Annotated in this window: 27 protein-coding genes; 12 read left to right on the plus strand and 15 right to left on the minus strand. The window is 62.3% G+C overall.

Going from position 1 to position 26,892, the window contains the following annotated elements:
• The 13 genes from cysS to argS all read right to left on the minus strand — a co-directional run.
• The coding region (gene cysS, locus V7D69_RS10770) for a cysteine--tRNA ligase (protein WP_333605795.1) at positions 1–1,447 on the minus strand (1,447 nt) is incomplete at its 3' end.
• 50 nt (positions 1,448–1,497) lie between these two features.
• A complete protein-coding gene (locus V7D69_RS10775) occupies positions 1,498–1,839 on the minus strand; it encodes a type II toxin-antitoxin system PemK/MazF family toxin (protein WP_333605785.1) in 342 nt (113 codons plus the stop codon).
• Positions 1,827–2,087, minus strand: a complete 261-nt coding sequence (locus V7D69_RS10780; RefSeq protein ID WP_324060823.1) for an AbrB/MazE/SpoVT family DNA-binding domain-containing protein — start codon at positions 2,085–2,087, stop codon at positions 1,827–1,829. Before V7D69_RS10780 ends, V7D69_RS10775 begins: the two co-directional genes overlap by 13 nt.
• Positions 2,088–2,119: 32 nt before the next feature.
• The gene (cobT, locus tag V7D69_RS10785) at positions 2,120–3,934 is read right to left on the minus strand and encodes a cobaltochelatase subunit CobT (RefSeq protein ID WP_324060824.1); all 1,815 of its coding nucleotides are present in this window, start codon (positions 3,932–3,934) and stop codon (positions 2,120–2,122) included.
• A 68-nt stretch (positions 3,935–4,002) separates the two neighbouring features.
• Positions 4,003–4,653 (minus strand): fructose-6-phosphate aldolase, encoded by a 651-nt coding sequence (gene fsa / locus V7D69_RS10790; RefSeq protein ID WP_333605786.1) that lies wholly within the window; start codon positions 4,651–4,653, stop codon positions 4,003–4,005.
• A 104-nt stretch (positions 4,654–4,757) separates the two neighbouring features.
• Positions 4,758–5,567, minus strand: a complete 810-nt coding sequence (tatC, locus tag V7D69_RS10795) for a twin-arginine translocase subunit TatC (RefSeq protein ID WP_324060826.1) — start codon at positions 5,565–5,567, stop codon at positions 4,758–4,760.
• A 12-nt stretch (positions 5,568–5,579) separates the two neighbouring features.
• Entirely contained in the window at positions 5,580–5,945 is a 366-nt protein-coding gene (tatB, locus tag V7D69_RS10800; protein WP_324060827.1) for a Sec-independent protein translocase protein TatB, read from the minus strand.
• Positions 5,946–5,982: 37 nt separating this feature from the next.
• Positions 5,983–6,213, minus strand: coding sequence for a twin-arginine translocase TatA/TatE family subunit (locus V7D69_RS10805; protein WP_324060828.1), 231 nt, complete (start codon positions 6,211–6,213; stop codon positions 5,983–5,985).
• A gap of 61 nt (positions 6,214–6,274) precedes the next feature.
• The gene (scpB, locus tag V7D69_RS10810; RefSeq protein WP_324060829.1) at positions 6,275–6,898 is read right to left on the minus strand and encodes an SMC-Scp complex subunit ScpB; all 624 of its coding nucleotides are present in this window, start codon (positions 6,896–6,898) and stop codon (positions 6,275–6,277) included.
• Positions 6,895–7,701 carry a segregation and condensation protein A gene (locus V7D69_RS10815; protein ID WP_333605787.1) on the minus strand — a complete coding sequence of 269 codons (807 nt, stop codon included), beginning with the start codon at positions 7,699–7,701 and terminating at the stop codon, positions 6,895–6,897. The genes scpB and V7D69_RS10815 overlap by 4 nt, the downstream gene beginning before the upstream one ends.
• Positions 7,702–7,704: 3 nt before the next feature.
• Positions 7,705–8,721 (minus strand): beta-N-acetylhexosaminidase, encoded by a 1,017-nt coding sequence (gene nagZ / locus V7D69_RS10820; RefSeq protein WP_333605788.1) that lies wholly within the window; start codon positions 8,719–8,721, stop codon positions 7,705–7,707.
• Positions 8,722–8,842: 121 nt separating this feature from the next.
• Entirely contained in the window at positions 8,843–9,637 is a 795-nt protein-coding gene (locus V7D69_RS10825; protein ID WP_333605789.1) for an SPOR domain-containing protein, read from the minus strand.
• 3 nt (positions 9,638–9,640) lie between these two features.
• Positions 9,641–11,386, minus strand: coding sequence for an arginine--tRNA ligase (gene argS, locus V7D69_RS10830; protein ID WP_324064306.1), 1,746 nt, complete (start codon positions 11,384–11,386; stop codon positions 9,641–9,643).
• Between the two features lie 333 nt (positions 11,387–11,719).
• Between argS and V7D69_RS10835 the strand changes: the two genes are divergently transcribed.
• Complete coding sequence (locus V7D69_RS10835) at positions 11,720–13,885, plus strand: primosomal protein N' (RefSeq protein ID WP_333605790.1); 2,166 nt, start codon at positions 11,720–11,722, stop codon at positions 13,883–13,885.
• 18 nt (positions 13,886–13,903) lie between these two features.
• Here V7D69_RS10835 and ada read toward each other — a convergent pair whose 3' ends face one another.
• The gene (gene ada, locus V7D69_RS10840; RefSeq protein WP_324064308.1) at positions 13,904–14,950 is read right to left on the minus strand and encodes a bifunctional DNA-binding transcriptional regulator/O6-methylguanine-DNA methyltransferase Ada; all 1,047 of its coding nucleotides are present in this window, start codon (positions 14,948–14,950) and stop codon (positions 13,904–13,906) included.
• 258 nt (positions 14,951–15,208) lie between these two features.
• Between ada and V7D69_RS10845 the strand changes: the two genes are divergently transcribed.
• The 8 genes from V7D69_RS10845 to V7D69_RS10880 all read left to right on the plus strand — a co-directional run bounded on the left by V7D69_RS10845 (position 15,209) and on the right by V7D69_RS10880 (position 23,540).
• Positions 15,209–15,763: a F0F1 ATP synthase subunit delta gene (locus tag V7D69_RS10845; RefSeq protein ID WP_324064309.1), complete on the plus strand. Its 555-nt coding sequence runs from the start codon at positions 15,209–15,211 to the stop codon at positions 15,761–15,763.
• A gap of 13 nt (positions 15,764–15,776) precedes the next feature.
• Positions 15,777–17,306, plus strand: a complete 1,530-nt coding sequence (atpA, locus tag V7D69_RS10850) for a F0F1 ATP synthase subunit alpha (RefSeq protein ID WP_333605791.1) — start codon at positions 15,777–15,779, stop codon at positions 17,304–17,306.
• On the plus strand, positions 17,307–17,600 hold the full coding sequence (locus V7D69_RS10855; protein WP_324064302.1) for a putative quinol monooxygenase: 294 nt from the start codon (positions 17,307–17,309) through the stop codon (positions 17,598–17,600). It abuts the gene before it with no gap.
• Position 17,601: 1 nt separating this feature from the next.
• Complete coding sequence (locus V7D69_RS10860; protein WP_324064301.1) at positions 17,602–18,477, plus strand: F0F1 ATP synthase subunit gamma; 876 nt, start codon at positions 17,602–17,604, stop codon at positions 18,475–18,477.
• 56 nt (positions 18,478–18,533) lie between these two features.
• Positions 18,534–19,991 carry a F0F1 ATP synthase subunit beta gene (gene atpD, locus V7D69_RS10865; RefSeq protein WP_324064300.1) on the plus strand — a complete coding sequence of 486 codons (1,458 nt, stop codon included), beginning with the start codon at positions 18,534–18,536 and terminating at the stop codon, positions 19,989–19,991.
• A gap of 6 nt (positions 19,992–19,997) precedes the next feature.
• Complete coding sequence (locus V7D69_RS10870; RefSeq protein WP_324064299.1) at positions 19,998–20,255, plus strand: ATP synthase F1 subunit epsilon; 258 nt, start codon at positions 19,998–20,000, stop codon at positions 20,253–20,255.
• Between the two features lie 121 nt (positions 20,256–20,376).
• Complete coding sequence (locus V7D69_RS10875) at positions 20,377–21,882, plus strand: hypothetical protein (protein WP_333605792.1); 1,506 nt, start codon at positions 20,377–20,379, stop codon at positions 21,880–21,882.
• Positions 21,883–22,007: 125 nt separating this feature from the next.
• Positions 22,008–23,540 carry a CpaF family protein gene (locus tag V7D69_RS10880; RefSeq protein WP_324063777.1) on the plus strand — a complete coding sequence of 511 codons (1,533 nt, stop codon included), beginning with the start codon at positions 22,008–22,010 and terminating at the stop codon, positions 23,538–23,540.
• A gap of 26 nt (positions 23,541–23,566) precedes the next feature.
• On the opposite strand, the gene V7D69_RS10885 is transcribed toward V7D69_RS10880, so the two are convergent.
• On the minus strand, positions 23,567–24,142 hold the full coding sequence (locus V7D69_RS10885; RefSeq protein ID WP_333605793.1) for an MBL fold metallo-hydrolase: 576 nt from the start codon (positions 24,140–24,142) through the stop codon (positions 23,567–23,569).
• 395 nt (positions 24,143–24,537) lie between these two features.
• Between V7D69_RS10885 and V7D69_RS10890 the strand changes: the two genes are divergently transcribed.
• Genes V7D69_RS10890 through V7D69_RS10900 form a run of 3 tightly spaced genes read left to right on the plus strand, consistent with a single transcriptional unit; the run spans position 24,538 to position 26,571 of the window.
• Positions 24,538–25,386: a hypothetical protein gene (locus tag V7D69_RS10890; RefSeq protein WP_324063776.1), complete on the plus strand. Its 849-nt coding sequence runs from the start codon at positions 24,538–24,540 to the stop codon at positions 25,384–25,386.
• A 7-nt stretch (positions 25,387–25,393) separates the two neighbouring features.
• Positions 25,394–26,041, plus strand: coding sequence for a hypothetical protein (locus tag V7D69_RS10895; RefSeq protein ID WP_324063775.1), 648 nt, complete (start codon positions 25,394–25,396; stop codon positions 26,039–26,041).
• A 59-nt stretch (positions 26,042–26,100) separates the two neighbouring features.
• Positions 26,101–26,571 (plus strand): hypothetical protein, encoded by a 471-nt coding sequence (locus V7D69_RS10900; protein ID WP_333605794.1) that lies wholly within the window; start codon positions 26,101–26,103, stop codon positions 26,569–26,571.
• Positions 26,572–26,892 lie beyond the last annotated feature (321 nt).

Here is a 26,892-nt window from a genome sequence, read left to right on the forward strand (position 1 = left end):
CCAGCTTCCACTCCCAACCGAGCGGATCGCCGTCCATCACTTCGACTCCCTGCCCCGCCAATTCATCGCGCAAGGCATCGGACGTCGCGAAATCCTTGTCTGCGCGGGCCTGCTTGCGGCGAGCCAGCGCGCTTTCGATCTCCGTCTCGGCAATGGTGGCCGCCTTGGGGCGAAGGCGCAGGTCCGCGCGGGAAAGGCCGAACAGGTTCAAGCCCAGCACGGCGTCCATCGTCTCCGCCAGGTCCCGTTTCACAGCGGACGGCCCTTTCCTCGCAACGACCTCTTCCAGCACGGTAAGCGCGACGGAGGTGTTGAGATCATCCGCAATGGCGGCGTCGAAGCGGGACAAGGCATCGCCGCGCCAGGCGTCGATATCGCCCTTGAACGCCACATCGTCGCGCCAGCTTTCGATCTGCATGACCAGACGCTTCAGTCGCGTGAGAGCTGCGGCCAGTCCTTCCCACGAAAATTCCAGCTCGCTACGGTAATGCGCCTGCAGGCACATCATCCGATAGGCGAGCGGGTGATAGCCCCGGTCAATCAAGAGTTGCAGGCGCAGGAACTTGCCCGAACTCTTGCTCATCTTGCCTGATCGTTCCACCAGGAAGTTGTTGTGCATCCACATCCGCGCGCCTGAATTGGCGGGCACGTCCAGGCCGTTAGTGCAGCAGAACGCCTGGTTCTGCGCAATCTCGTTGGGGTGATGGATCTCGCGGTGATCGATCCCGCCGGTATGAATGTCGAAGGGAAAACCCAGCAGGTCACCCGACATCACCGAGCATTCGAGATGCCAGCCCGGCGCGCCCCGTCCCCAGGGCGAATCCCATTCCATCTGCCGCTTCTCGCCCGGCGGCGTTTTGCGCCAGATGGCGAAGTCAGCGGCGTTGCGCTTGCCCTCCACCGCCTCGATCCGCCCTTCGCCTTCATCCGTCACCGCCCGCGCGAGACGGCCATAGTCGGCAACAGTCGAGACATCGAAGTAAAGCCCGCTCTCCAGCTCGTAACAATGCTGGTCGGCGATCTGCTTTGCGAACTCGATCATCTGCGGCACGTAATCCGTGGCGATCGACCACCTCGCCGGCTGACGGATATTCAGCGCCTTGATGTCCGCCCAGTAAGCCTCGGTATAATGCCTGGCGATATCCCAGATCGATTGCGCCTTTTCCGCCGCCGCCCGTTCCAGCTTATCCTCACCGGCGTCGGCATCGTCCGTAAGATGGCCCACGTCCGTGATGTTGATGACATGCGTAAGCTGGTAGCCCTTGTAACTGAGGGTGCGGCCCAGCACGTCGGCGAACACATAAGCGCGCATATTGCCGATGTGCGGATAATTGTAGACCGTAGGCCCGCACGTATAAACGCGCGCCTCGCCGGGATGGACGGGCCGGAACGGCTCAAGCTGGCGGGTCAGGCTGTTGAACAGCGTGAGGGTATGCGCGTCGATCATGGTGGCGGACTGACGCAAGGCCCGGGCGACGTCAACCTCTCGTCCTCATGCTATTCCTCGAACATTTCCCGCAACACCGTCAATGCTTCGGCCAGTATGTTGGGTTCGATCTCACCCAGCCGTTTTACCAGACGGACGCGATCCACCGTTCGCAACTGTTCCGGAAGAAGAAATCCATCCTTTGCCTTGAACCGTGTCTGGATGCGAAACGGGGCGGGACGACTTCCGCTGGTGAGAGGAATCACAGTGAAAGTCGCAAGGTGCCGATTCATGGAATCGGGCGATACGATCAAGCAAGGGCGGGCTTTCTGAATTTCGCCGCCGACCGTGGGATCAAGTTCAACAAGCCAGATTTCGCCACGCCGAACAACAATGCGCCCTACCACTCCCACTCCTCGTCAAACTCACTCGGCATATTCAGCCACTCGCGCTCCTCATCGGTTAGCCCGTGAGGGCCGATGATTTTGGCGGCTTCCTCCCATCCTTCACGAATCTTTCGCCGGGCCGGACGCACAACCACTTCACCGTCGACCACGCGCAGTTCCACTTTCGCACCGGATTTGAGCCCAAGCTCGTCCAGCACGGCCTTCGGGAGGATCATCCCGGTGGAATTGCCCATCTTGCGAAGTGAGGTCTGCACACGTTTCTGTTAGCACAATGTAAGCACAAGGCTCAATCCGTTTCGAACAACCCCGCCAGCTGCTCTATCATTGTGCCGCCCAGCTGCTCGGCGTCCATAATCGTCACGGCGCGGCGGTAATACCGCGTCACGTCGTGGCCGATGCCGATGGCCACCAACTGCACAGGGCTTTTCGCCTCGATCCATTCGATCACCTTGCGCAAATGCGCCTCAAGATAACCGGCGCTATTCACGGAAAGCGTCGAATCGTCGACCGGCGCGCCGTCCGAGATCACCATCAGGATGCGGCGATCCTCAGGCCGAGCCAACATGCGATTATGCGCCCACAACAGCGCCTCGCCGTCGATGTTCTCCTTAAGCAGGCCCTCGCGCATCATCAGGCCCAGGTTCTTTCGCGCGTGACGCCAGGGTTCGTCAGCCTTCTTGTAAATGATATGGCGCAGGTCGTTGAGCCGGCCTGGATGCGCCGGCTTGCCGTTCGACAGCCAGGCATCCCGGCTGAGCCCGCCCTTCCAGGCGCGCGTGGTGAAGCCGAGAATCTCGACCTTCACCCCGCAGCGCTCCAGCGTGCGCGCCAGCACATCGGCGCTGATCGCCGCGATCGAGATCGGCCGCCCGCGCATGGAACCAGAATTGTCCAGCAGAAGCGTGACAACGGTGTCCTTGAACTCGACGTCGCGCTCCACTTTATAGGACAGCGATTGTCCCGGCGAGACCACCACGCGGGCCAGCCGCGCCGCATCAAGCAGCCCTTCCTCCTGATCGAAATCCCAGGACCGGTTTTGCTGAGCCATCAGCCGACGCTGCAATCGGTTGGCAAGGCGCGTCACCACACCCTGCAGACCCTTGAGCTGTGCGTCCAGATAAGCGCGCAGCCGTGTCAGTTCATCCTCGTCACACAGCTCGGCCGCGCCGATCACTTCATCGAAGGCATCAGTGAAGACCTTATAATCGAAACCCTCAGGGATTTCGGTCCAGGGCCGATTGGGGCGCACGGGCATCATGCCCTCTTCGCCTTCGTCTCCTTCCCGGCCGTCCTCGATATCCTCGGCGGCGTCGCCGTCGGCGTCGCTTTCGCCGTCGTCCTCACCTTGCGAGGGCTCGGCAGCCATTTCGGAAGCCTGCTGCTCGCGTCCCGCGTCGTCGCCTTCCTGTTCTTCCTCTGTCTGTTCGTCGCCATCCATGTCATCCGCCTCATCAGGCGGTTGCTGGACATCCTCGCTGCGAGTCAGCTCAAGATGCTGGAGCATATCCAGCGAAAGCCGCTGAAAGGCTTTTTGGTCACTTACCGCATTGGCCAGCGCCTCAAAATCGCCGCTCGCCTTGTCCTCGATCCATGAACGCAGCATGTCGACGCCATGACGGGCAGCCTCGGGCACCGCCTGGCCCGTCAGCTTCTCACGCAGCAGCAACGCCAGCGCCGATTGCACCGGCACCGCGTCGGCATTGTCAGCGCGTGTAATCGGATCGGAGCCGATCCGGGCCATGAGGGCCGCGTCGAGGTTTTCCCGCATGCCGGAATAAGCGTTCGAGCCGAGCGCTTCGTAACGAACCAATTCGGCCGCGTCATAGCATGCCCGCGCCGAGGGCTCGACTGGCGCATTGCGCATGTGCAGCCTGTCATCATGATGGCGCAGCTTGAGCGCGAAACTGTCAGCAAAGCCGCGCGCCTGCATCGCGGCGCCTCGCGGCAGGCTGCGTCCCGGCATCGGCACCCGGAAGGTGCCCCCGCTCGAACTGGGAGCGTCGGCCGTCCAATTGACCTCGATATCCTTCTCATGCGCGATGGCTCGGCTGGCGCCGGCGAGAACGGACTTGAAACGATCGGTCGGTGTTTCTTCGGACATCGGCTTAGGCTAGCGGTTGCACGCGCGCTTCGGCAAGCGCGGACGGGCAGGCGCCATGCCCCTTCCGCTCAAATGGTCTGGCCGGTCTTGGCCCAGTCAGCCAGGAAGCCCTCAATGCCCTTGTCGGTCAGGACATGCTTGAACAGGCCCTTGATGACGGCGGGAGGCGCGGTCATCACATCGGCGCCGATCTTCGCCGCTTCCAGCACGTGAACGCCGTGGCGGATCGAGGCGGCAAGGATCTCTGTCTCAAAGGCATAATTGTCATAGATCAGACGAATATCGCGGATCAGATCCATGCCATCGAAGCCGTTGTCATCGTGGCGGCCGATGAAGGGCGAAACGAAGGTCGCGCCCGCCTTGGCGGCGAGAAGCGCCTGATTGGCGGAAAAGCACAGGGTCACATTGACCATGGTTCCATCCGCTGTAAGCTTGCGGCAGGTTTTGAGCCCTTCAAGGGTCAGCGGCACCTTGATGCAGACATTGTCCGCGATCTTGCGCAACACCTCCGCCTCACGCATCATCCCTTCGTGATCGAGCGCGACGACTTCGGCGCTGACCGGCCCCTGAACGATTCCGCAGATATCCCTCGTCACTTCCATGAAATCGCGGCCCGACTTCGCTATCAACGAAGGGTTGGTGGTGACGCCGTCCAGCAGGCCGGTCTCGGCCAGTTCCCGGATGTCGGCAATTTCGGCGGTGTCGACAAAGAATTTCATGGTTCGGTCCTGATTGGCGAGTCTCGGGAGCGCTATAGGCAAGCCGATGGCGGCGGGCTAGGCCGGGCCGACAAATTCCCCTCTCTGCCTGAGCGTAGCGTCAGTCACTCGGCAGGTGAATTGGCCGTGGAATCGACTTTAGGTTCCTCAGCCACTTTCTCTCGCGCGTCCCGGCGTTCGGTGAACCACATCGCCAGCAGCGCGCCCTCAAACAGCAGCAGCAGCGGCACTGCGAGCAGGAGCTGAGAGACCACGTCAGGCGGGGTTGCCACGGCGGCCACGATGAAGATCAGCACGATGGCATAGCGCCGCGCGCCGGCGATCTGCGCGCGTGTGACGATCCCGGCGCGGTTCAACAGCATCAGCAGCACCGGCAACAGGAACGAAATGCCGAAGGCGAGGATAAACTGCATCACCAGCGCCAGGTAATCGCCGGTGGCGGGCAGCGCTTCTAGTTGGAGGCCGCCGGTCGGGCCCTGAAAACCCAGGAAAAAATGGAATGCCGTGGGCATCACTACGAAGTAAGCCAGTGCGCCGCCCATGGTGAACAGAATAGGCGTAGCGATCAGAAAAGGCAGGAAAGCCTTCTTTTCCTTTGCATAAAGGCCCGGCGCCACGAAGGCCCATATCTGATTGGCGATCACGGGAAAGCTGACAAAGAAGGCCGCGAACAACGCGACTTTCACTTCGACGAAGAAGGCTTCGTAAAGCTTGGTGTAGATCAGCTTGCTCTGGCCTGCCTGCACCAGCGGGCGAACCAGGAAAGCGATGATGTGATTGGCGAAATAGAAGCAGATGCCGAAAGCCACCGCAAACGCCATGAAGGCGCGAAGTAGGCGAGCGCGCAGCTCTATCAGGTGATCGAGCAGCGGCGCCTGCGATTCGTCAATGTCGGAGATGCGGAAAGGCTGCATGGCGAAGACCGATCAGGGCGGAGGAGGCGGCAAGTGGAGTTCGGCCTGCTTGGGCGCTTCAGGCGCGGGCGCCTCGGCAGGTGTTGCCCCGGCGGCGGGCTGTCCCCCAACGGGCGCCTGCATCTCCTCGGCAGTGGGAAGCTGCGGCGCGGATTTCATGATCTCCTCGTTCTGCTCACGCCACTTGCGCTCCATCTCTTCCAGCTCTGCTTCGCGCACCATGGCGTCAATGCCGGCACGGAAGTGGTTGGACATCTTGCGCATCTTGCCGATCCAGCGGCCAGCGGTGCGCAGCGCCATCGGCATGTCCTTGGGGCCGATGACGACGACCGCCACGATGACGATCATCAAGAGTTCGGATGCGCCGACGTCAAACATCGACCCGTGCCGCTTTCACTTTCGCGATTGCCTCGGCTCAGACCTGTTCGTTCTTCTGCTCGCTCGCCGTCGGGCTTGCGTTGCCGGATTGCGAGGAAATCTGCGCGGGCGGCGTGGAGGACTTGCGCTCCTCTTCGTTCATGCCTTCCTTGAAGCTTTTGACGCCCTTGCCGAAGTCACCCATGATTTCCGAAACGCGGCCGCGCCCGAACAGCACGAGCACGATCACCAGAACGATCAGCCAGTGCCAAATCGAGAGGCTACCCATAACTTGAACTCCAGATACGCCGCGGTCGATTCAGACCGCTACATCTTCTCATCTAGGCGCTTTACCCCGAACTTGCCACCCCGTCATCGTCATGGCCCATTTCCACCTCGCCGCTGCCAGGCTCCGGGCCAAGAATGTCGCCGATCATTTCATCATCCACCGGATCAAGCAGGCCAGCTGCCCGCAATTCGTCGACGCCGGGCAGTTCCTTCAGTGACGAAAGGCCGAAATGCGCCAGAAATTCCGGCGTGGTGGCATAGATCACGGGTCGGCCCGGCACTTCGCGCCGCCCGGCGACGCGCACCCATCCGGCTTCCATCAGCACATCCAGCGTGCCTTTGGCGGTCTGCACGCCGCGAATGGCCTCGATCTCCGCGCGGCTGACCGGCTCGTGATAAGCGACGATCGCCAGCACTTCAGTGGCCGCCCGGCTGAGGCGGCGCGCTTCCTCTTTCTCCCGGCGCAGGAGATAGGCCAGGTCGGGCGCAGTCTGAAAATGCCAGCGTTTGCCCCGCTCCACCAGATGCACCCCGCGCTCTGCGTAATGCCGCTGCAGTTCGGCCAGCGCGGCGCGAACATCCGCATCGCCCAGATGCGCGGAAATCTGATCTGCCGTCATCGGCTGCTCGGCAGCGAAGAGGGTAGCTTCCACCGCCCGGACGAGATCATCGGGAGAGGTGCTCACGATCGCACCGCCTTCAACCGCAGGGGTCCGAAGGTTTCGTCCTGAGCCAGTTCGGCCCGACCGGTGCGCGCAAGCTCCAGCGCGGCGACGAAACTGGATGCCAGCGCCGAGCGGCGCAGTTCCGGATCGGTCCAGGCGTCGCGCGCGGGCGGCAGCAAATCGCGCAAGTCCATCCAATCCAGAGCCACGCCCAGCATCGCCGAAACCCGCTGGATCGCGCTATCAAGCGTCATCACCGCACGTTCACGCACCATGTGAACCACGGGCCGGGTGCGTATCTTCACGTCACCGTATGCGCGAACGAGATCGAACCACTCACACTGCCAGCGGTTCCGGCGATCGACGCGCAACCCTTCCGGTGCGCCGCGGGCGAATACGTCGCGGCCGAGCCGGTCCCGCCCCATCAGCCGCGCCGCAGCCTCCCGCATGGCGCTAAGCCGCTGCAAGCGCAGTTGCAGGCGCAGCGCCAACTCCTCAGGACTGGGATCTTCCTGTTCATCCTTGGGGAGCAGCAGGGCCGATTTGAGATAAGCCAACCACGCCGCCATCACTAGGTAATCCGCCGCCAGTTCCAACCGCAGGGCGTCAGCCCGCTCGATATAGATCAGGTACTGGTCGACAAGCTCGAGGATCGAGATCCTGCGCAAGTCCACTTTCTGCCGCCGCGCGAGATCAAGCAGCAGGTCCAGCGGGCCTTCCCAGCCATCGATCTCAAGATGAAGCGTCTCGTTGCGCGTTTCACTCGCGGCCGCGCCTTCCCATTCGGCGTCAACCGCCTCGGGAAGATCGCGGGGCAGATCCATCGGTCAGACCCCGCCTTGCGCCAGCAGCGCGTCGCGACGAGCAATGAGCGCAGCCTGATTTTCCCCGCCCATCGGCGCGGGATCAACCGAAGCCAGCGCGCGTTCCAGCCGCTGCGCGCTCTCCTCGCGCATCGTCGGCAGCGCCTTTGCGATTCCGGTCATGTCGTCCATGCGAGCCCAGCAGTTCAGCGCAATGTCGCAGCCGGCAGCGATCGCCCGCGCCGCACGCTCGGGTACGGTGCCCGCCAAAGCCTGCATGTCGAGATCATCCGTCAGCAACAATCCGGCAAAGCCGATACGTTTGCGGATCACCTCGCCGATCACGAAAGGCGAAAGCGTACCGGGCAACTCGGCGTCCCAGGCGGCATAGCGTACATGCGCGGTCATCCCTACCGGCGTATCGGCCAGTGCGCGGAAAGGCTGGAGATCGCGATCTAGTTCGTCCTCCCCTGCCTCAACGGTCGGCAGTTCCTTATGGCTATCCGCCAAGGCCCGGCCATGGCCGGGCATGTGCTTGATGCAGCCGACCACACCCGCGCGCGTCAGCCCTGCCAGCGCGGCCCGCCCCAGCGCGGCCACGCGCATCGGTTCGGAACCGAAAGCCCGATCGCCGATCACGTCATGCGCGCCGGGTTGCCGCACGTCGAGAGAGGGATAGCAATCGGCGGTGATGCCCACTTCCGCCAAGTCGAGCCCCAGCGCCTGCGCATTGACGCGCGCCGCCTCGATCGCCGAGGCCGGGGCGATGTCGTAAAGGCGGTCGAAGACCTCTCCCGCCGGATAGGCCGGCCAGACCGGCGCTCTCATCCGCGCCACCCGGCCACCTTCCTGATCGATACAGATAAACAACCGATCGCGCCCGTGAAGGCTGCGCAACTCATCCGTCAGGGCGCGAAGCTGCTCACGGCTTTCGACATTGCGGCCGAACAGGATGTAGCCCACCGGATCGGCATCGCGAAAGAACGCGCGCTCATCATCGGTGAGGACCAGGCCGGAAAGGCCGAAAATCGCCGGTATCATTGCAATTTTGTCGCAGAATTGCGCGCATTTCGCAAGGAAACGGCGGCGAGAGGTGTGGATGAAGGGCCTGTGGCCCGTTCGTCACGCCTTTTCTTCGTCTTTTCTTCGTCGACGGATTTTCTCAGTTCTTCACCTGGCAGCTCAGCCCCGCGCCTCGCATTCCGCTGCACAAAGACTTCGCGGCGGCGAGATCGCCGGGAACGGCCTGAAGGCGATAGACAATGCCGATATCGGCCTGCCCCTGCAGGACGCGGTGCGATACGCCCGCAAGCGCCGAATATTGCGTCTTGAGCGCGTTCCAACCGGCCTCGGCGGTGTCCTTCGACGAATAGGCGCCAACCTGCACCCCGACGCCGCCCGACGGAGCCGAAGGCGCGGCTGCCGCAGTGGCGGTCCCTTGGGGCAGGGACGCCTTTGGCGCGGCCTTGCCGGAGGCATCCGCGCCAGGCTTGGCCTCTTCATCCTTGCCGTCGATCTGGACCTGCCGGCTTTGCCCTTCAGCTACGGCGAAGCTCGTGTCGCCAGTGCCAGCCACAACCTCACCGCCCGGATTCTGAGGCCGGACCTTGTACGGCTCTTTCGGCGCAGCGATCACGCCGCCAGTGGCGACCAGCGGTTCCGCCGACTTCTTGTGCATGGCCCAGAACAGCCCGCCGACGATCACGCCGATCGCGACCAGGCCCAGAACGGCCAGCAGGAGGCCCTGCCCGACCCCTGAACCGTTCTCTTCCTCGTACTCGTCATCGCCTTCCAGCCATGGCAACCGCACGTCTTCGTCACCCAGCGCGAGCTGAGGCGGCTGGTCGAAGCCGGAATGTTCCGAAAACGGAGGCGATGCTTCAGGCGCAGCGCCTTCTTCCCCTTCGGAATAGGGATGTTCGTGGGGCTGCTCCCGTTCCGTGTCCGAGATCGCCATGACTTACATTTCCTCCACCGCCTCGACGCCAAGCAGCGCCAGTCCGTTACGGACAAGTTGCCCGATTTGCACGGCCAGGAAAAGCCGCGCGGCAGTCAGGTTACGGTCCGTATGGTTAATAAACCGCTTCTCCACGCGATCATTACCCAGATTCCAGTAACCATGAAACATGGCGGCAAGATCATGAAGAAAGAATGCCAGCCGGTGCGGCTCCCGCGCCGCCGCCGCGGCTTCGACCACGCGGGGAAACTGCGCGGCCAGTTTCACCAGTTCCAATTCCTCCTCACCCAACAGCTGGAGATGGTCGGGCGAAGGAGCGAAACCTTCCGCCGCGCCTTTGCGCAGCGTCGAACAGACGCGGGCGTGGCAATACTGCACATAGAAGACCGGGTTGTCCTTGCTGGCTTCGACGACCTTGGCAAAGTCGAAGTCCATCTGCGCTTCGGGCTTGCGGGTCAGCATGGTGAAGCGCACCACGTCCTTGCCCACTTCACGCACCACGTCGGCCAGCGTCACGAAAGTGCCGGCGCGCTTGGACATCTTTACCGGTTCGCCGCCCCGCAACAGCTGGACCATCTGCACCAGCTTGATTTCGAACGGCGTCGGTTCTCCATCCGCGCCGGTCATGGCGGCGACGGCCGCCTTGATGCGCTTGACGGTGCCCGCATGATCCGCGCCCCAGATATCGACCAGCGCGTCGGCGCTCTGCGCCTTCTGGTAATGATAGGCCAGGTCGGCACCGAAATAAGTCCAGGTGCCGTCCGACTTCCTGATGGGGCGATCCTGATCGTCGCCGAATTGCGTCGACTTGAACAGGGGCAGTTCCACCGGCTCCCAGTCTTCCGGCGTTTTGCCTTTGGGCGCTTCCAGCACACCGTCATAAACCAGACCGCGAGAACGCAGCCATTCCTCAGCTTCGTCCGGCTTGCCGGAAGCCTGCAGCTCCGCCTCTGACGAAAACAGGTCGTGATGAATGCCCAGCAGCGCGAGGTCCTGCTTAATCATCACCAGCATTGCCGCCACCGCTCTTTCGCGGAAGAGCACGAGCCATTCCGCTTCGGGCGCCTTTGCGTACCTGTCGCCAAATTCGTGAGCCAGCGCCTGGCCGACCGGGATCAGATAATCACCCGGATACAGCCCCTCGGGGATCTCGCCCACGTCTTCGCCCAGGGCCTCGCGATAACGGACATGCGCCGAACGCGCGAGCACTTGCACCTGAGCGCCGGCATCGTTGACGTAGTATTCGCGGGTGACCTTGTGCCCGGCATATTCGAGCAGCGTCGCCAGCGCGTCTCCCACTACCGCGCCCCGGCAATGGCCCATGTGCATCGGCCCGGTGGGATTGGCGGAGACATATTCGACATTGACGATAGTGCCGCCTCCCATAGCGGAGCGGCCATAATCGGCGCCAAGCGCGTCGATCGTGCGCAATTCGGCCAGCCAGGCTGACGACGCGAGGCGCAAATTGATGAAACCCGGCCCAGCGATCTCAGCCGAAGTCACCGCATCCAGCCTGGTCAATTCAGCCACCAGCGCTTCGGCCAGGTCGCGCGGCTTCATACCTGCGGGCTTGGCCAGCACCATCGCTGCGTTCGTGGCGAGGTCGCCGTGCAACGGATCGCGCGGCGGCTCAACCGTAACAGCCCCTCGCTTCAGCCCTGCCGGCAGCGTGCCCGCTGCTTCCAGAGCATCCAGCGCAGCGGAAAGATGGCCCGCAAAGGCGGCGTAAAGGGTCTGACTCTCATTCATGGCGCGCCGATAGCCGAAGTGCGGCGAAAGGGAAACAGGCCCGGTGCCGCGCCGGATGGTGCTCTGGTTGACACAGTTGACACAGTCCAGAGAGCAAAGTGCCGCCCGCCCACATAGCGATCGTTCTGCGCCTGGCAATGCGGCGTTGCGGGATGTGATTGACAGGCCAAAATCATACCATCGTCCTAGCCCAGCCTCACGCCTGTAGGAAAACGGATTGTCGCGGGCTCCCTCGATAGAGGCGCAACTGGCCCAGGCATTTTCCTTCCATGCCCCGATTTACGAACCGTGCTTCTTCACGAGCCGATCGGCCGACGCTTATATGCATCGCAGATGAAACGCGTTCGCCTCCTTGTCTTCAATGCCGCGCTGGGCGCTCTCGACTATCGCGTGCCGGAGGGAATGGCGGTGGAGCCCGGCTCGATCGTGATCGCCCCGCTCGGCCCCCGCCAGGTGCTGGGCGTAGTCTGGGAGCCGGAGCGGCTGAGCACGCAAGAAGTGCCCGAAACGAAGCTGCGCCCCCTTCTGGAAGCCTTGCCCGTGCCGCCGCTGCCCGCCCCGTTGCGGCGACTCATGGAATGGACCGCGGACTATTATTGCGCCTCGCTTTCCTCCGTGGCGCGCATGGCGCTCGGCAGCATGGCGGCGCTGCGCGGCGGGGGGACCACCACGGAGTATCGCCTGACCGGCGAAGAGCCCGCCCGCCTCACGCCCCAGCGAGCGGCCGCGCTCGATGCGCTGCAGGGCGAACAAGCCTCCGTTCGAGAACTGGCCGAACTGGCCGGCGTATCCGAAGGGGTGCTGCGCGGCATGATCGGCGCGGGGCTGCTGGAACCGGTGACCGTCGACCTGGATCGCCCTTACCCCCCGGCCGCGCCCGACTTCGCCGCGCCGGAATTGAGCGAAGATCAACGCGCCGCGGCGGATATCTTCATCGCGGCCGTGAGGGATCATGCGTTCCAGCCTTTCCTTCTCGATGGCGTGACCGGATCGGGCAAGACCGAGTGCTATTTCGAAGCCATGGCGGAAGTGCTGCGCAAAGGCGGGCAAGTCCTGGTGCTGCTGCCTGAAATCGCTCTGACCGAGAACTTCCTGCGCCGTTTTGAACAGCGTTTCGGCGTGCCTCCGGTACTATGGCACTCCTCGCTGAAGTCCAGCGAACGACGCCGTGCATGGCGGGCGATCGTCCAAGGCAAGGCGCAAGTCGTCGTCGGCGCGCGGTCCGCGCTGTTCCTGCCGTACGCGCGCCTCGGCCTGATCGTGGTCGACGAAGCGCACGAAGTCTCGTTCAAGCAGGACGACGGTGTGCGTTATAACGCGCGCGACGTGGCCGTGATGCGGGCCAAGTTCGAAACGATTCCGGTCATCCTCGCCAGCGCCACCCCGGCGCTCGAATCGATGCAGCTCGCCGAGGCCGGAGTCTATCGCAAACTCGCCCTGCCCGATCGCTTCGGCGGCGCGATGTTGCCGGATATCGAGATCATCGACTTGCGCAATGAACCGCCCGAGCGTGGCCGCTGGCTGGCTCCCCGACTGGTCGAGCAGATGAAGGAACGCCTCACGCGCGGCGAGCAATCGCTGCTGTTCCTTAACCGACGCGGTTATGCGCCGCTTACGCTGTGCCGCAATTGCGGCTATCGCTTTCAGTGCCCCAACTGCACCGCGTGGCTGGTCGAGCATCGCTTTTCGCAGCGGCTCTCCTGCCACCACTGCGGTCACGAGGTTCCCGCGCCGGAAGCGTGCCCCGAATGCGGCACGGGTGACTGCCTTGTCGCCTGCGGCCCCGGAGTGGAGCGCATTGCGGACGAGGTGGCGGAAATCCTGCCCGAAGCACGCGCGGCGCTGGTCACGTCCGACACGATGAACAGTCCGGACGCGATTGCTGCGTTCGTCGCGATGGCAGAGGGCGGCGCAATCGACGTCATCATCGGCACGCAGCTGGTGACCAAAGGCTATCATTTCCCCGAGCTGACGCTGGTAGGCGTGATCGATGCCGACCTGGGGCTGGAGGGCGGGGACTTGCGCGCGGCGGAGCGCACATATCAACAGATCGCTCAAGTCGCCGGGCGCGCCGGACGCGGGGAAAAGCCCGGCGAAGTGCTGATCCAGACGCGCCATCCCGAAGCCGCCGTCATTACCGCCCTGGCGAACGGAGACCGCGACGCCTTCTATGCGGCGGAAACCGAAGCGCGGCGAGACGCCGGCGCGCCGCCGTTTGGCCGCTGGGCAGCCATCATCGTCAGTTCGGAGGATCAGGCCGAGGCGCTTGCCGCCGCGCGCCTGGTCGGCGGCACCGCGCCCCATCTGCCGGACATGCTGGTGCTTGGCCCGGCGCCCGCCCCCCTTTCCTTACTGCGCGGCCGCCACCGTTTCCGCCTGCTCATCAACGCCCGGCGATCGGCCGAACTGCAAAAGACCCTGCGCGAATGGCTGGAGCCGTTGCAATTCCCGCGCGGCGTGCGAGTGAACATCGACGTGGACCCCTATAGCTTCGTATAGAAGTTGCGCGGTTCCTCATCACGGCCGCTTATCCGCCTCCCTTTCCAGCAGCGTGCGCTTGATGTCGAGGCCATAAGCATAGCCGCCCAGTGAGCCGTCCGAACGGATCACGCGATGGCAGGGGATCAGCACGGCGACGTTGTTGGCGCCATTGGCCGACCCGGCCGCCCTTACCGCGCCCGGTTTGCCTACGGCAGCGGCGATCTGCGCATAACTGCGCGTCTCCCCCGGCGGAATGCGCTGAAGCTCGCGCCAGACGGCTTCCTGAAAGGCCGTCCCCTGTACGTCCAGCGGAATGGCGCGAGAATCGCCCGGTCGCTCGACCGCGGACACGACTTGTTCGAGCAATGCGGCGAACGGAGCGCCGCCTTCGATCAATTCGGCGCCGGGAAAACGGGCGGCAAGCTCTTCGCGTCCTTCGCCGAAAGACAGGCGACACACCCCTTTGTCCGTGGCCGCGACAAGCATCGGGCCCAGCGTGGTCTGCACCACCGCCCAGCGGATGGTCACGCCGCGCCCGCCGTTGCGCCATGCGGAAGGCGCCATACCCATTCTCCCTTCATTCGCTTCATAAAATCGAGAGGATGCCCCGAATCCGGCCTCATAGATCGCCTCTGTCACGCTGGCGCCCGCGCTCAGCGCGTCGCCCGCCAATGCCAGGCGTCGTGCCCGCACGAACCCGGCCGGGGATAGACCGACAGAACGCTTGAACACGCGCTGAAAATGCGTCGGGCTATATCCGACGTGCGCGGCCAGCTCCGCCAAGGCCGGCGCTTCCTCCGCGTCCTGCAGCAGCTTCAAAGCACGCATCACCGCCTCCTCGTCTCGCGCCGCGTCATTCGGGCGACACCGCAGACACGGGCGCAGTCCGGCCGCCTCCGCCGCTTCCGGCCCCGCGAAAAAGCGCACGTTCTCCCGCCTGGGATGGCGCGCCGGGCAGGAAGGGCGGCAATATATCCCGGTCGAGAGCACGCCGGTCACGAAGCGCCCGTCATACCCGCGATCACGGCCGAGCACGGCCTGCCAGGCCCGGTCGTCTTCCACAGAAATCCCTCTCGCGCTCATCTTGCGCCTCCATGACGCGCGATTCCGTAAATCATCACTAACTCCTCATTGGCGCGGAGAGGTATTGCGCATGCGCGGGATATCGGCTTCCCGCCCTTTGCTTTCAAATCGTATCGGCGGACATAGCGCGTGATAGGCAAGGGGCACCTTGCATCGCCAGCATATCGTCGCTATGCGCGCCCCGTCTGCGGGCCGGGGGCGCGCCGTTGTGTCGTGCCCCAAGTGCCTCAGCCCACCCGATGTAAGGATAGGACACGCGTGGAGAATTCCGGCGGCATAAAGGCCAGCTTGCAAGGACGCTACGCTTCGGCGCTGTTTGATCTTGCCAGCGAAAACGGCACCGTTTCGGCGGTGGAAGGTGATCTTGAGAAGATCGACGCGACCATCAAGGGAAGCGACGTTTTCGCAGCCCTGATTCGCAATCCCCAGGTCAGCCGCGATGCCGCGGCGAAAGCGACCGGCGCCGTGGCGCAAGTTCTGGGCCTCTCGCCGCTCACCAGAAATTTCCTGGGCGTGCTGGCCGCCAATCGCCGCCTTTCCGCGCTGCCCGAAATCATCCGCGCTTTCGCCGCGATCGCCGCCGCCCAACGCGGCGAGGCGACCGCCGAAGTCACTTCCGCTCACGCGCTTAATGACGATCAGGTCGAACAGCTCCGCCAGAAGCTGGAAGCGCGGGAAGGCCGGAAGGTCAAGATCAAGACCAGCGTCGATCCGGAACTGCTCGGCGGCCTTGTCGTCACCATCGGTTCCAAGCGTATCGACAGCTCGATCCGCACTCGTCTCAATTCGCTCGCCCAGGCCATGAAGGGCTAAGAAAGGCAGAACAATGGATATCCGCGCAGCAGAAATCTCGAAGGTCATCAAGGACCAGATCGCCAGCTTCGGCACCGAAGCCCAGGTTTCCGAAGTCGGCTCGGTTCTGTCGGTCGGTGACGGTATCGCCCGCATCCACGGCCTCGACAAAGTGCAGGCCGGCGAAATGGTCGAGTTCGCCAATGGCGTTCAAGGCATGGCGCTCAACCTCGAAGCCGATAACGTCGGCGTCGTGATTTTCGGCTCGGACGCCGAAATCAAGGAAGGCGACAGCGTCAAGCGCACCGCCACCATCGTGGACGTGCCGGTGGGCAAGGGCCTGCTCGGCCGCGTCGTCGACGCGCTGGGCAACCCGATCGACGGCAAGGGCCCGATCGTTGCCGAAAAGCGCGCTCGCGTCGAAGCCAAGGCTCCGGGCATCATTCCCCGCAAGTCGGTTCACGAACCGGTGCAGACCGGCCTCAAGGCGATCGACGCACTCGTCCCCGTCGGCCGCGGCCAGCGCGAGCTGATTATCGGTGACCGTCAGACCGGCAAGACCGCCGTAGCCATCGACACCTTCATCAACCAGAAAGAAGCCAACAAGGGCGACGACGAATCCAAGAAGCTTTACTGCATCTACGTCGCCGTCGGCCAGAAGCGCTCGACCGTGGCGCAGATTGTCCGCCAGCTCGAAGAGAACGGCGCGATGGAATATTCCATCGTCGTAGCCGCGACCGCTTCGGAGCCGGCGCCGCTACAGTACCTTGCGCCTTACACCGGCGCCGCCATGGGCGAGTTCTTCCGCGACAACGGCATGCACGCCGTGATCGTCTATGACGACCTTTCCAAGCAAGCCGTCGCTTATCGCCAGATGTCGCTGCTGCTTCGCCGTCCACCGGGCCGCGAAGCTTACCCTGGCGACGTGTTCTATCTCCACAGCCGCCTGCTCGAACGCGCTGCGAAGATGAACGACGACAATGGCGCCGGCTCGCTGACCGCGCTGCCGATCATCGAAACCCAGGCGGGCGACGTCTCGGCCTACATCCCGACCAACGTGATCTCGATCACTGACGGCCAGATCTTCCTGGAAACCGGCCTGTTCTATCAGGGCATTCGCCCCGCCATCAACGTCGGCCTCTCAGTGTCGCGCGTCGGCGGTTCGGCCCAGACCAAGGCGATGAAGAAGGTGGCCGGCTCGATCAAGCTGGAACTGGCGCAATACCGCGAAATGGCGGCCTTCGCGCAGTTCGGCTCGGACCTCGATGCCTCGACCCAGAAACTGCTCAACCGCGGCGCGCGCCTGACCGAACTGCTCAAGCAGAAGCAATTCTCGCCGCTGTCGTTCGAAGAGCAGACCGTGTCGATCTTCGCCGGCACTAACGGCTATCTCGACAGCCTGCGCGTCGACCAGGTCACCGAGTACGAGGCCGAGATGCTCAGCTTCATGCGCTCGGAACATGCCGATGTGCTGGCCCTGATCCGCTCGACCAAGGACTTCGGTGACGAAGCGAAGAGCAAGACCAAGGCCGCACTCGACGCCTTTGCCAAGCAGTTCGCCTAAATGAGCTACACAGTGTTCGCCACCATCCCGGTAAAACCCGAGCATCTCAACGATGCGCGGGAAGCAGTTGCAGCCATCGTGCCGCAGACGCGCGCCGAGGCTGGTTGTGAGCACTTCGAACCGTATCGGGCAACTGATGGTTCGCCGAACCTCTATATCTTCGAGCGCTGGGCTGACCGCGCGGCATTCGATTTCCACCACGCCCAGGACTACACCAAGGCCGTCTTCACAAAGTACGAAGGCTGGCTGCGGGGCGCCCCGGAACTGGTGGAAGTGATGGAACTGAAGGACTGACATGGCCAGCCTTAAGGAACTCAAGGGCCGCATCAACTCGGTCAAGTCGACCCAGAAGATCACCAAGGCCAAGCAGATGGTCGCTGCGGCCAAGCTGCGCAAGGCGCAGGCCGCCGCGGAAGCCGCGCGTCCCTACGCCGCGCGTCTTGCCAAAGTGATGGGCTCGCTCGCCAGCAAGATCACGGTGAGCGGCAATTCGCCTAGGCTCCTGGCCGGCACCGGCAGCGATCAGGTTCACCTCCTGGTCGTCGCCAATTCGGACAAGGGCCTGTGCGGCGCGTTCAACTCGAACATCGTCCGTGCCGCCCGCGCCAAGGCGCGCGAACTGGAGGAACAGGGCAAGACCGTGCTGTTCTATCTGGTCGGCCGCAAGGGCCGCGCCGTGATCCGGCGCGAATACCCCAAGCAGATCGCCCATATGTTCGACACGACGCATGTACGCGAACCCGGCTTCAACGAGGCTGAAACGGTCGCAAACGAACTGGTGGCGATGTACGAACAGGGCAAGTTCGATATCGCGCATCTGTTCTACGCGAAGTTCCGTTCGGCGCTGGTGCAGGAACCGACCAGCCAGCAGATCATTCCCGTGCCCGCCCCCACGGCCAGCCCTGTCGCGGCCGATGCCGTGACCGAATATGAGCCGGATGAAGAGGAAATCCTCGCCGCACTGCTGCCGCGCTATCTCAAGACCCAGCTCTTCGGCGCGCTGCTGGAGAACTCCGCTTCCGAACAGGGCGCATCGATGACCGCCATGGACAACGCCACGCGCAACGCGGGCGACCTGATCCAGAAGCTGACCATCCAGTACAACCGCAGCCGTCAGGCCGCGATTACCACCGAACTCGTAGAAATCATCGCTGGCGCGGAAGCGCTGTAGCATCACCGAAACGTTGGCGCGGAAGCGCTGTAAGACATCGCAGGCAAGGAACCAAAATGGCCACCGCACCCGTGCTCAACCAGACCACTACCGGCAAGATCAGCCAGATCATCGGCGCCGTCGTCGACGTGACTTTCGAAGGCGAATTACCCTCGATTCTCACCGCGCTGGAGACCGACAATAACGGCCAGAAGCTGGTGCTCGAAGTCGCCCAACACCTGGGCGAGAACACTGTGCGCGCCATCGCCATGGACGGCACTGACGGGCTCACCCGCGGCCAGGACGTGAAGAGCACCGGCAACCAGATCTCGGTGCCGGTCGGCCCCAAGACGCTCGGCCGCATCATGAACGTGGTCGGCGATCCGATCGACGAGCGCGGCCCGGTCGGCTCGGACATGTTCGCGCCGATCCATGCCAAGGCTCCCGAATTCATCGACCAGTCGACCGAGGCGGCGATCCTGGTCACCGGCATCAAGGTCATCGACCTGCTTGCTCCCTACGCCAAGGGTGGCAAGATCGGCCTGTTCGGCGGCGCGGGCGTGGGCAAGACCGTGCTGATCCAGGAACTCATCAACAACATCGCCAAGGGTCACGGCGGCGTGTCCGTGTTCGCGGGCGTCGGTGAGCGTACCCGCGAAGGCAACGACCTTTATCACGAGTTCCTCGACGCCGGCGTTATCGCCAAGGACGCCGAGGGCAACGCGACTTCTGAGGGCTCCAAGGTCGCGCTCGTATTCGGCCAGATGAACGAGCCCCCGGGCGCCCGCGCCCGCGTCGCGCTCTCGGGCCTGACCATGGCCGAATACTTCCGCGACCAGGAAGGCCAGGACGTTCTCTTCTTCGTCGACAACATCTTCCGCTTCACGCAGGCGGGCGCAGAGGTGTCGGCGCTTCTCGGCCGTATTCCTTCGGCCGTCGGCTATCAGCCGACCCTGTCGACCGACATGGGCGCGCTGCAGGAGCGCATCACCTCGACCACCAAGGGCTCGATCACCTCGGTCCAGGCGATCTACGTCCCCGCGGACGACCTTACCGACCCGGCACCGGCCACCTCGTTCGCTCACTTGGACGCGACCACCACGCTGAACCGCGCCATCTCGGAGCTGGGTATTTACCCGGCCGTCGACCCGCTCGACTCCACCAGCCGCGTGCTGGAACCCCGCATCGTCGGCGCGGAGCATTACGAGACCGCGCGCAAGGTCCAGGAAACGCTGCAGAAGTACAAGTCGCTGCAGGACATCATCGCCATCCTGGGCATGGACGAGCTTTCGGAAGAGGACAAGCTGACCGTCGCCCGCGCACGCAAGATCCAGCGCTTCCTGTCGCAGCCGTTCCACGTGGCCGAAGTCTTCACCGGCATCCCCGGCAAGTTCGTTCAGCTCGAAGACACCGTGAAGTCTTTCAAGGCGGTCGTCGAAGGCGAATATGACCACCTGCCCGAAGCCGCGTTCTACATGGTCGGCGGCATCGAGGAAGCGGTCGCCAAGGCCAAGAAGCTGGCCGAAGAGGCGTAATCGATCATGGCACTGCACTTCGAACTCGTCACGCCGGCGAAGCTCGTCCGCTCGGAAGACGTCCACATGGTGGTCGTCCCCGGCACCGAAGGCGAGTTCGGCGTGCTGGAGGGCCACGCGCCCTTCATGTCGACCGTCGCTGACGGTGCGCTGAAGGTCTACAAGACCGAGAACGGAGCCCCGGAAGAAATCCGCATCACCGGCGGCTTCGCCGAAGTGGGCGATGCCGGGCTGACCGTGCTGGCAGAGCACGTTCAGGACTAAGGGCTCGCGAAAGAGCGCCAAGGGGCCGTTGCCGGAATACCGGCGACGGCCCTTTTGTTTTGGGCTTTGGTAATACACTGTTGACTATGACGCCTCGCGGAGCGGGGGAGAAGGCGGGGTCATGATGGCGTCAGTGGACAACAACCGCACCGCGCCTGCAAGCCAGGCCATGCGTTTGCTTGACAGCCGCCTTTGCCAGTTCCTGCTGGTGCTCGCCTTCGCCGCTTTGATCCGATTCCCCATCTGGGGCGAATGGAATTACGATCTCGACGACCAGTATTACTATCTTATCGGCCAGCGCATTCTGCACGGCGCCGTGCTGTACGTGGACGTGTGGGATCGCAAGGGCCCTGCGCTATATCTCTTTTATGCGGCGGTGGGCGCGATCTCCTCCAGCGCCATCGCCTACCAGATCGCCGCTACGTTTTGCGCCGCGTGCGGGGGCTATGGCGTGGTGCGTCTTGCGCGGCTCACCGCCCCGCTCACGCCGGCGCTTCTTGCCGGGCTGGCCTATTGCGCGCTGCTGAATCAGTTCGGCGGCGAAAACGGCCAGGCTGCAGTCATCTTCAATCCTCTCGTCATCGCCGGCGCATGGAGCATCGCCACAAGGATCGATCTGTTGCGGCTTGGCCGGATCGATTGGGCGCTTCCGTTCGGGATGGCGTGCACCGGCATCGCGATCGCCTTCAAGCAGTCAGTCGCCATCGAAGCCACCTTTTTCGGGCTCACCATAGCGATAAGCCTGTGGCGCAGTCCGATGGTGCGGAAACGCGTTTTCGCGGTGGTGGCGATGCTGGCCCTGATCGCTGCCCTGCCCATGCTGGTGACGTTCGGTTTCTACGCCGCGCATCGCCACTTCGCGGCGATGTGGCAGGCGCTCGTTACTTCCAATCTCGAGCGCGGCTACGATACGCCTTTGAACAGGCTTTGGTATCTCGGCGTTCTTCTGGCGCGTCTGGCCCCTGCGCTCGCCTTTGCGATTATGGGAGTCCTCGCACTGAAACGCGGGGACCGTCTCTCCCGAAAAGTGCGTTTCGTCTTGCAATGGGCAATCGTGGCCCTGGGCGCGATCGCCGCATTCCCCGCGGTGTACGCGCACTACGCACTGACCGCTCTGGCACCGCTTTGCGTGTTAAGCGCGCCACTGTTCGCGCGCCGCCCGATCGGCATAGTCGCGTGGGCGGCATTGGTGTTCCCCGCGCTGGCCTTGGGAAACACCTTCCATGTTGCGGAGCGCCTTGTCTCGCACAGGGAAACGCCGAAATTCGAAGCTTACGTTCGCGCTCACACACCGCATCGGCGGCTGCTGGTATGGGGCGTTCCCAACGCGCTCTATGCGCGCCTCAAAAGCTATCCGCCCAGCCCCGTTCTTTTTCCGCCCCATTATTATGAGGCATCCGAAAATGGCGCCACCGGGCATGAGCCCATCACTGAACTGCAGCGCATCCTCGAATGGAAACCGGAAACCGTTATCGTCCAGAATCCTCTCGCCATTCAATCTGCCAATCGCACGACGATAGCCATGGTCCAAACTTATCTGCGCAGTTGCCGAAACGTGCGACGCTTCGTCCTTGCGGATCATCTGGGGCTGCAAGTCCAATGGGTTCACACCGGCTGCACCGGATAGATCGCAGCAATCTTCACCCCACGTTTCATTAGGAAGTTATCAAAGTTTCAACCTTAATGCTTGAAGCACTCGCAAACGTCGCATGGTCCGGCGCGGATGCGGAAGCGAAAGAGGTTGGAAGTCTTATGAGCGCATTCGGGCGGCGGAACGGTATCGGCGGCATCGGCCAGGGCGCCCGGCCGGCATTCGGCGTAGCCAAGCCGCTGAAGACCGGTTCGCATGACAAATCCGCCCCGCTTCCGGGCGGCATGAGCGGTTCCGCACCGATGCCCGGCGACCAGTTCCCGCCCCTTCCCACCGAGCCGCTCGCACCGCAAAACTCGCGTGAGGATGCAATGTCGCGCCTGGCGGATCGCGCCAATGCTGTGCATGATCCCCATTCTGAACAAGGCAGTTTCGAAGCATCGATTCACAAGATCAAGGAGCAGGTCCTCCCCCGCCTGCTTGAACGGGTCGATCCCGAAGCGGCGGCGACGCTCACCAAGGACGAACTGTCCGAAGAATTTCGCCCCATCATCATAGAGGTGCTCGCGGAACTCAAGATCACCTTCAATCGCCGCGAACAATTCGCGCTGGAAAAGGTGCTGATTGACGAGCTGCTCGGCTTCGGTCCACTGGAGGAACTGCTCAACGACCCGGATGTGTCGGACATCATGGTCAACGGACCGAACCAGACTTACATCGAAAAGAAAGGCAAGCTTCAGCTCGCCTCGATCCGCTTCCGCGATGAGCAGCACCTGTTCCAAATTGCCCAGCGCATCGTCAACCAGGTCGGTCGCCGCGTCGATCAGACCACGCCCTTGGCCGACGCCCGCCTCAAGGACGGCAGCCGCGTCAACGTGATTGTGCCGCCGCTCTCGCTGCGCGGCACCGCGATCTCGATCCGCAAATTCTCCGAAAAGCCGATCACCATCGACATGCTGCGCGACTTCGGATCGATGAGCGACAAGATGGCGACGGCGCTCAAGATCGCGGGTGCGTGCCGGATGAACGTCGTGATCTCGGGTGGCACCGGCTCCGGCAAGACGACAATGCTCAATGCCCTGTCGAAGATGATTGATCCGGGCGAACGCGTGCTGACCATCGAGGACGCGGCCGAGCTGCGCCTGCAGCAGCCGCACTGGCTGCCGCTGGAAACCCGCCCTCCGAACCTTGAGGGCCAGGGCGCGATCACCATCGGCGACCTCGTCAAGAACGCCCTGCGCATGCGCCCCGACCGCATCATCCTGGGCGAAATTCGCGGCGCGGAGTGTTTCGACCTGCTCGCCGCCATGAACACCGGCCACGACGGCTCGATGTGCACGCTTCACGCCAACAGCCCGCGCGAGTGCCTGGGCCGTATGGAAAACATGATCCTGATGGGCGACATCAAGATCCCAAAGGAAGCCATCAGCCGCCAGATTGCCGAATCGGTGGATCTGATTGTCCAGGTAAAGCGCCTGCGCGACGGCTCCCGCCGCACCACCAACATCACCGAGGTGATCGGCATGGAAGGCGATGTCATCGTCACGCAGGAACTCTTCAAGTTCGAGTATCTGGACGAAACCGATGACGGCAAGATCCTGGGCGAGTTCCGCGCCTCGGGCCTGCGCCCCTACACGCTGGAAAAAGCCCGCCAGTTCGGCTTCGATCAGGCTTACCTCGAAGCCTGCCTTTGAGGAACCAGGAAGGCTTGGTCCGCCGTTCAGATCAGGTTGACCGGAAGCCTCAGATAAACGTGCCCGTTGGCCCCGGCCGGCGGCAGTGCTCCGGCACGGATGTTCACTTGTAGGGACGGCAGGATCAGCAGGGGCGCATCGAGCTTGGCATCGCGTGCACGCCTCAGCGCAACGAACTCGGCCTCGCTCACGCCATCGCGGATATGGACGTTGCTGGCCTTCTGCTCGGCGACGCTGGTTTCCCAGCGATATTCCCGGCGTCCGTCAGGAAGATAGTCGTGCCCCACGAACATTCGCGTTTCGCCCGGCAAAGCAAGAATCTTGCGAATAGAGCGATATAGATCCGGCGCGCTGCCACCGGGAAAGTCGCTGCGCGCCGTGCCATAATCAGGCATGAACAGCGTGTCGCCGACGAATACCGCGTCACCGATCACATAAGTGACGCAGGCCGGCGTATGACCGGGCGTTTGCAGCACACCGATATCGATTTCGCCCAGGAGCAGGATATCGCCTTCCTGCACTAGGCGGTCGAATTGGCTGCCGTCGGGTCTGATATCCGCGCGATGATCATGTGCGACATCGCCGTGTTGAGGCCCGATCATTTCGCCGAGGTGTCAGACATCCGGTTCTCGTAATCGAAAGCGCCTGGCCGGCGCGGGTCCGCTTCCCCAAGAGGCCCCGATTAGACGGCGAGTGCAGCAAAACCCCGTCAGCCTGTGGAAGGATGCTTCCACCCTTCGCGACAGGCATAGGCCCGGTGATACCCCCCACGGGGCCTTTTCTTCCAAAGCAAGCTCGCGTCTGGCGGTTCGACGCGCGTGACTTCAACGAATGAACCGCGCGTTATGCGTCGCCAGCCAGAGTGGGAGTTTGGTGACGGATATGGCGAGCATGTCGCGGGCTTTGCGGTCCGCGCCAGTCGTAACCATATGGTGGTAATTGAAGCGGGTATCGTCAGAGGATTTTTACGTGCCCCATTTACACACGAGTCGTGCTGATGTTAGCAACGACAAACGGCCGATCGGAACGCATTGAGGCGATGAGCCAGTATAGACCTATCAACGACGATCACGCAGTTGAAAACGTTGATTTTCAATTGATTTTCGACGGAAACGTTGCACCCGCACTTTTTTCTCTAGCACAGGCCAATCATCACGAGTGGCGTGAAGAATTGCCTGCCCTACAGGTCGGGGCGCTCCAAGGAGTGGAAGGTCTACCGGCGACTTTCACGGCCGGTTTGGCGTTTTCGTATCTCCGACCGGACGGATCGCCGGCATGGCAAATGCGTTTCGACCCGCAAACACTGACGGTCACGTGCGGCCGGTATACCCGTTGGGTCAGAGTCTGGAGTGACGCGCGTTCCTTGCTGGAAAAAGCGTTGGGTTTATTCGCCAAGGACGAGTCACTCTCAGCTCGAAAAATCGCCGCTATCCGTCTGCAGGTGGGGGATCGGTTTGAAGTGCCGGAGACAGAATGGTCACCCGATGGATTGCTACGACGTGATGGAGAATACCTGCCCTTGGCCGTTTTTGGCGCAGGCGCAGTCTGGCACAACAACACCGGCTGGTTTGAACAGGAACATGGTCTGGGCGCAATTCTTCATAACTTAAACGTTGCGTCCAGCCGAAAGGAAGCACTCATACCGACGAGCAGCCTTATCACCATAGGCTTGACCCATCTTCAAGAATTGCGCGTCAAAGACCATGTCGACGTCAGTGCAGCACTCGAAACGTTAGATGCGATTATGGAACACTTCCATCAATCCAATAAGCAGCTCGTTTCTAAGGTTTTGGTGGAAGCTGCATGTGACCAAATAGGCCTCTGGGGCACGAAACGGGGGGAATGAGCTGCTAATGGCGACGCTTCCGCAAGAATACCTAGAATCACCTTCCGGTGAATTGGAGACCGATATACTCTCGGCCTCCGCTGAAACAGCGTTCGAAATAAAATCGAATAAAGGCTGGTTTTGGATAGAGGGAGAAGGTCCTCAAAACTATCTCGGGTCGTGGCAAGAGGAGATATCCCGGCCGCGTCTCTCCGGAACGGTCTTTTCGACATACAGATTTTCTCGTCCGACGCATTTTATTCATAGAGTGGAATTTGCTCCGCGATATAAGGCGGTGGGCTGGTCGTCTTGCGTTGAACGCATGGTTCTCGACATCGGGCGCTTAGAAGCCGGTTGGGATGGACCTGGCTCCATCGCCCCGTCGCCCCAACTATTGCGCGACATTGAAAAAACTTTGAGCGTATTGCCCGTGCATACGCGTGAACCCGACGTCGAGGTAGACTCGTCCGATGGTTCTGTGTGCATGCGCTGGGAAACGCCAGCGGAAGATCAAGTGCTGTCACTCACATTCCCAGGCAATGGGAAGGTTGTGTTTGTGAGTTTGGTTTTCGGCCAGGATCCCAGAATGCCCGCCAGTTGTCCCGTAGGTGACGAGACGCGCATCCTCGATCTGCTCGACCGTTTCCAGGGCTACGGTATTCTTGCACCTAAATGACGGCGTGCGTTGAAGTATGCCCTTTTGAGGCTACCGTTCAGGATCAACGCTCCGTTGGCGTGATCGGCGACGATGAGATAATCCATCGCGCGAGTTTCGACCCAATGCACGTTCACCCAAAAAAGGGAACGTTGAAAAACTCATTCATCAAAGGCGTTGACCTATTAAAAGGCGAGTTATCGGTTTGGCGGCAGTCCGAAGCGAGCAAATGTTCGGCCAATGATATTGCGGACATCATAGCCACACCAGACGGCAACTCGCTTTGGGGGTTGCACGGAGCATCCGCCGCGGCAATCCGGTCTTTGATCAGTCCCGACGACCATCGACGTCTTTTTTGTGTCGTTGATGAAACGGAAACCAACGATCAGGGAGGCCATCATCCCGCTCACGCGCATATCCGTTTTTGTCAGCACCAACTGGCGAAGATAGAGGACACTTCCAGCGATCTATTCATTCACGCCAGGGAGCAGCTCATTCAGCTCCTGAGCAAGTCAGGGCTTGGTTGGGCGCGACCTAACCCGACAAACTGACCTGAGAAAGACGTCTGCACCCACAGTCGCACGATCGCCTTTGGTATCGCTGTGCCATATTCGTGGGCGGATTGATAATGGCGCCGGTGTCTCCCTGTTGGAGTTTTTGATTCGCCGCGCCCCTCAGCGATCTGTACCAGCGTTTCCTCGACGAGCTGACGGAGATCCATCTAAGCCTCTGCCTGTTACCTATGCGTTACCTTATTTGCGACGTCGGTTACCAAAATTCCACATAACTAATTGAAATATTGGCGCGCCCGGCAGGGTTCGAACCTGCGACCCCAAGCTTAGAAGGCTCGTGCTCTATCCAGCTGAGCTACG

It is taken from the genome of Novosphingobium sp. (assembly GCF_036733805.1).
GTDB lineage: Bacteria > Pseudomonadota > Alphaproteobacteria > Sphingomonadales > Sphingomonadaceae > Novosphingobium.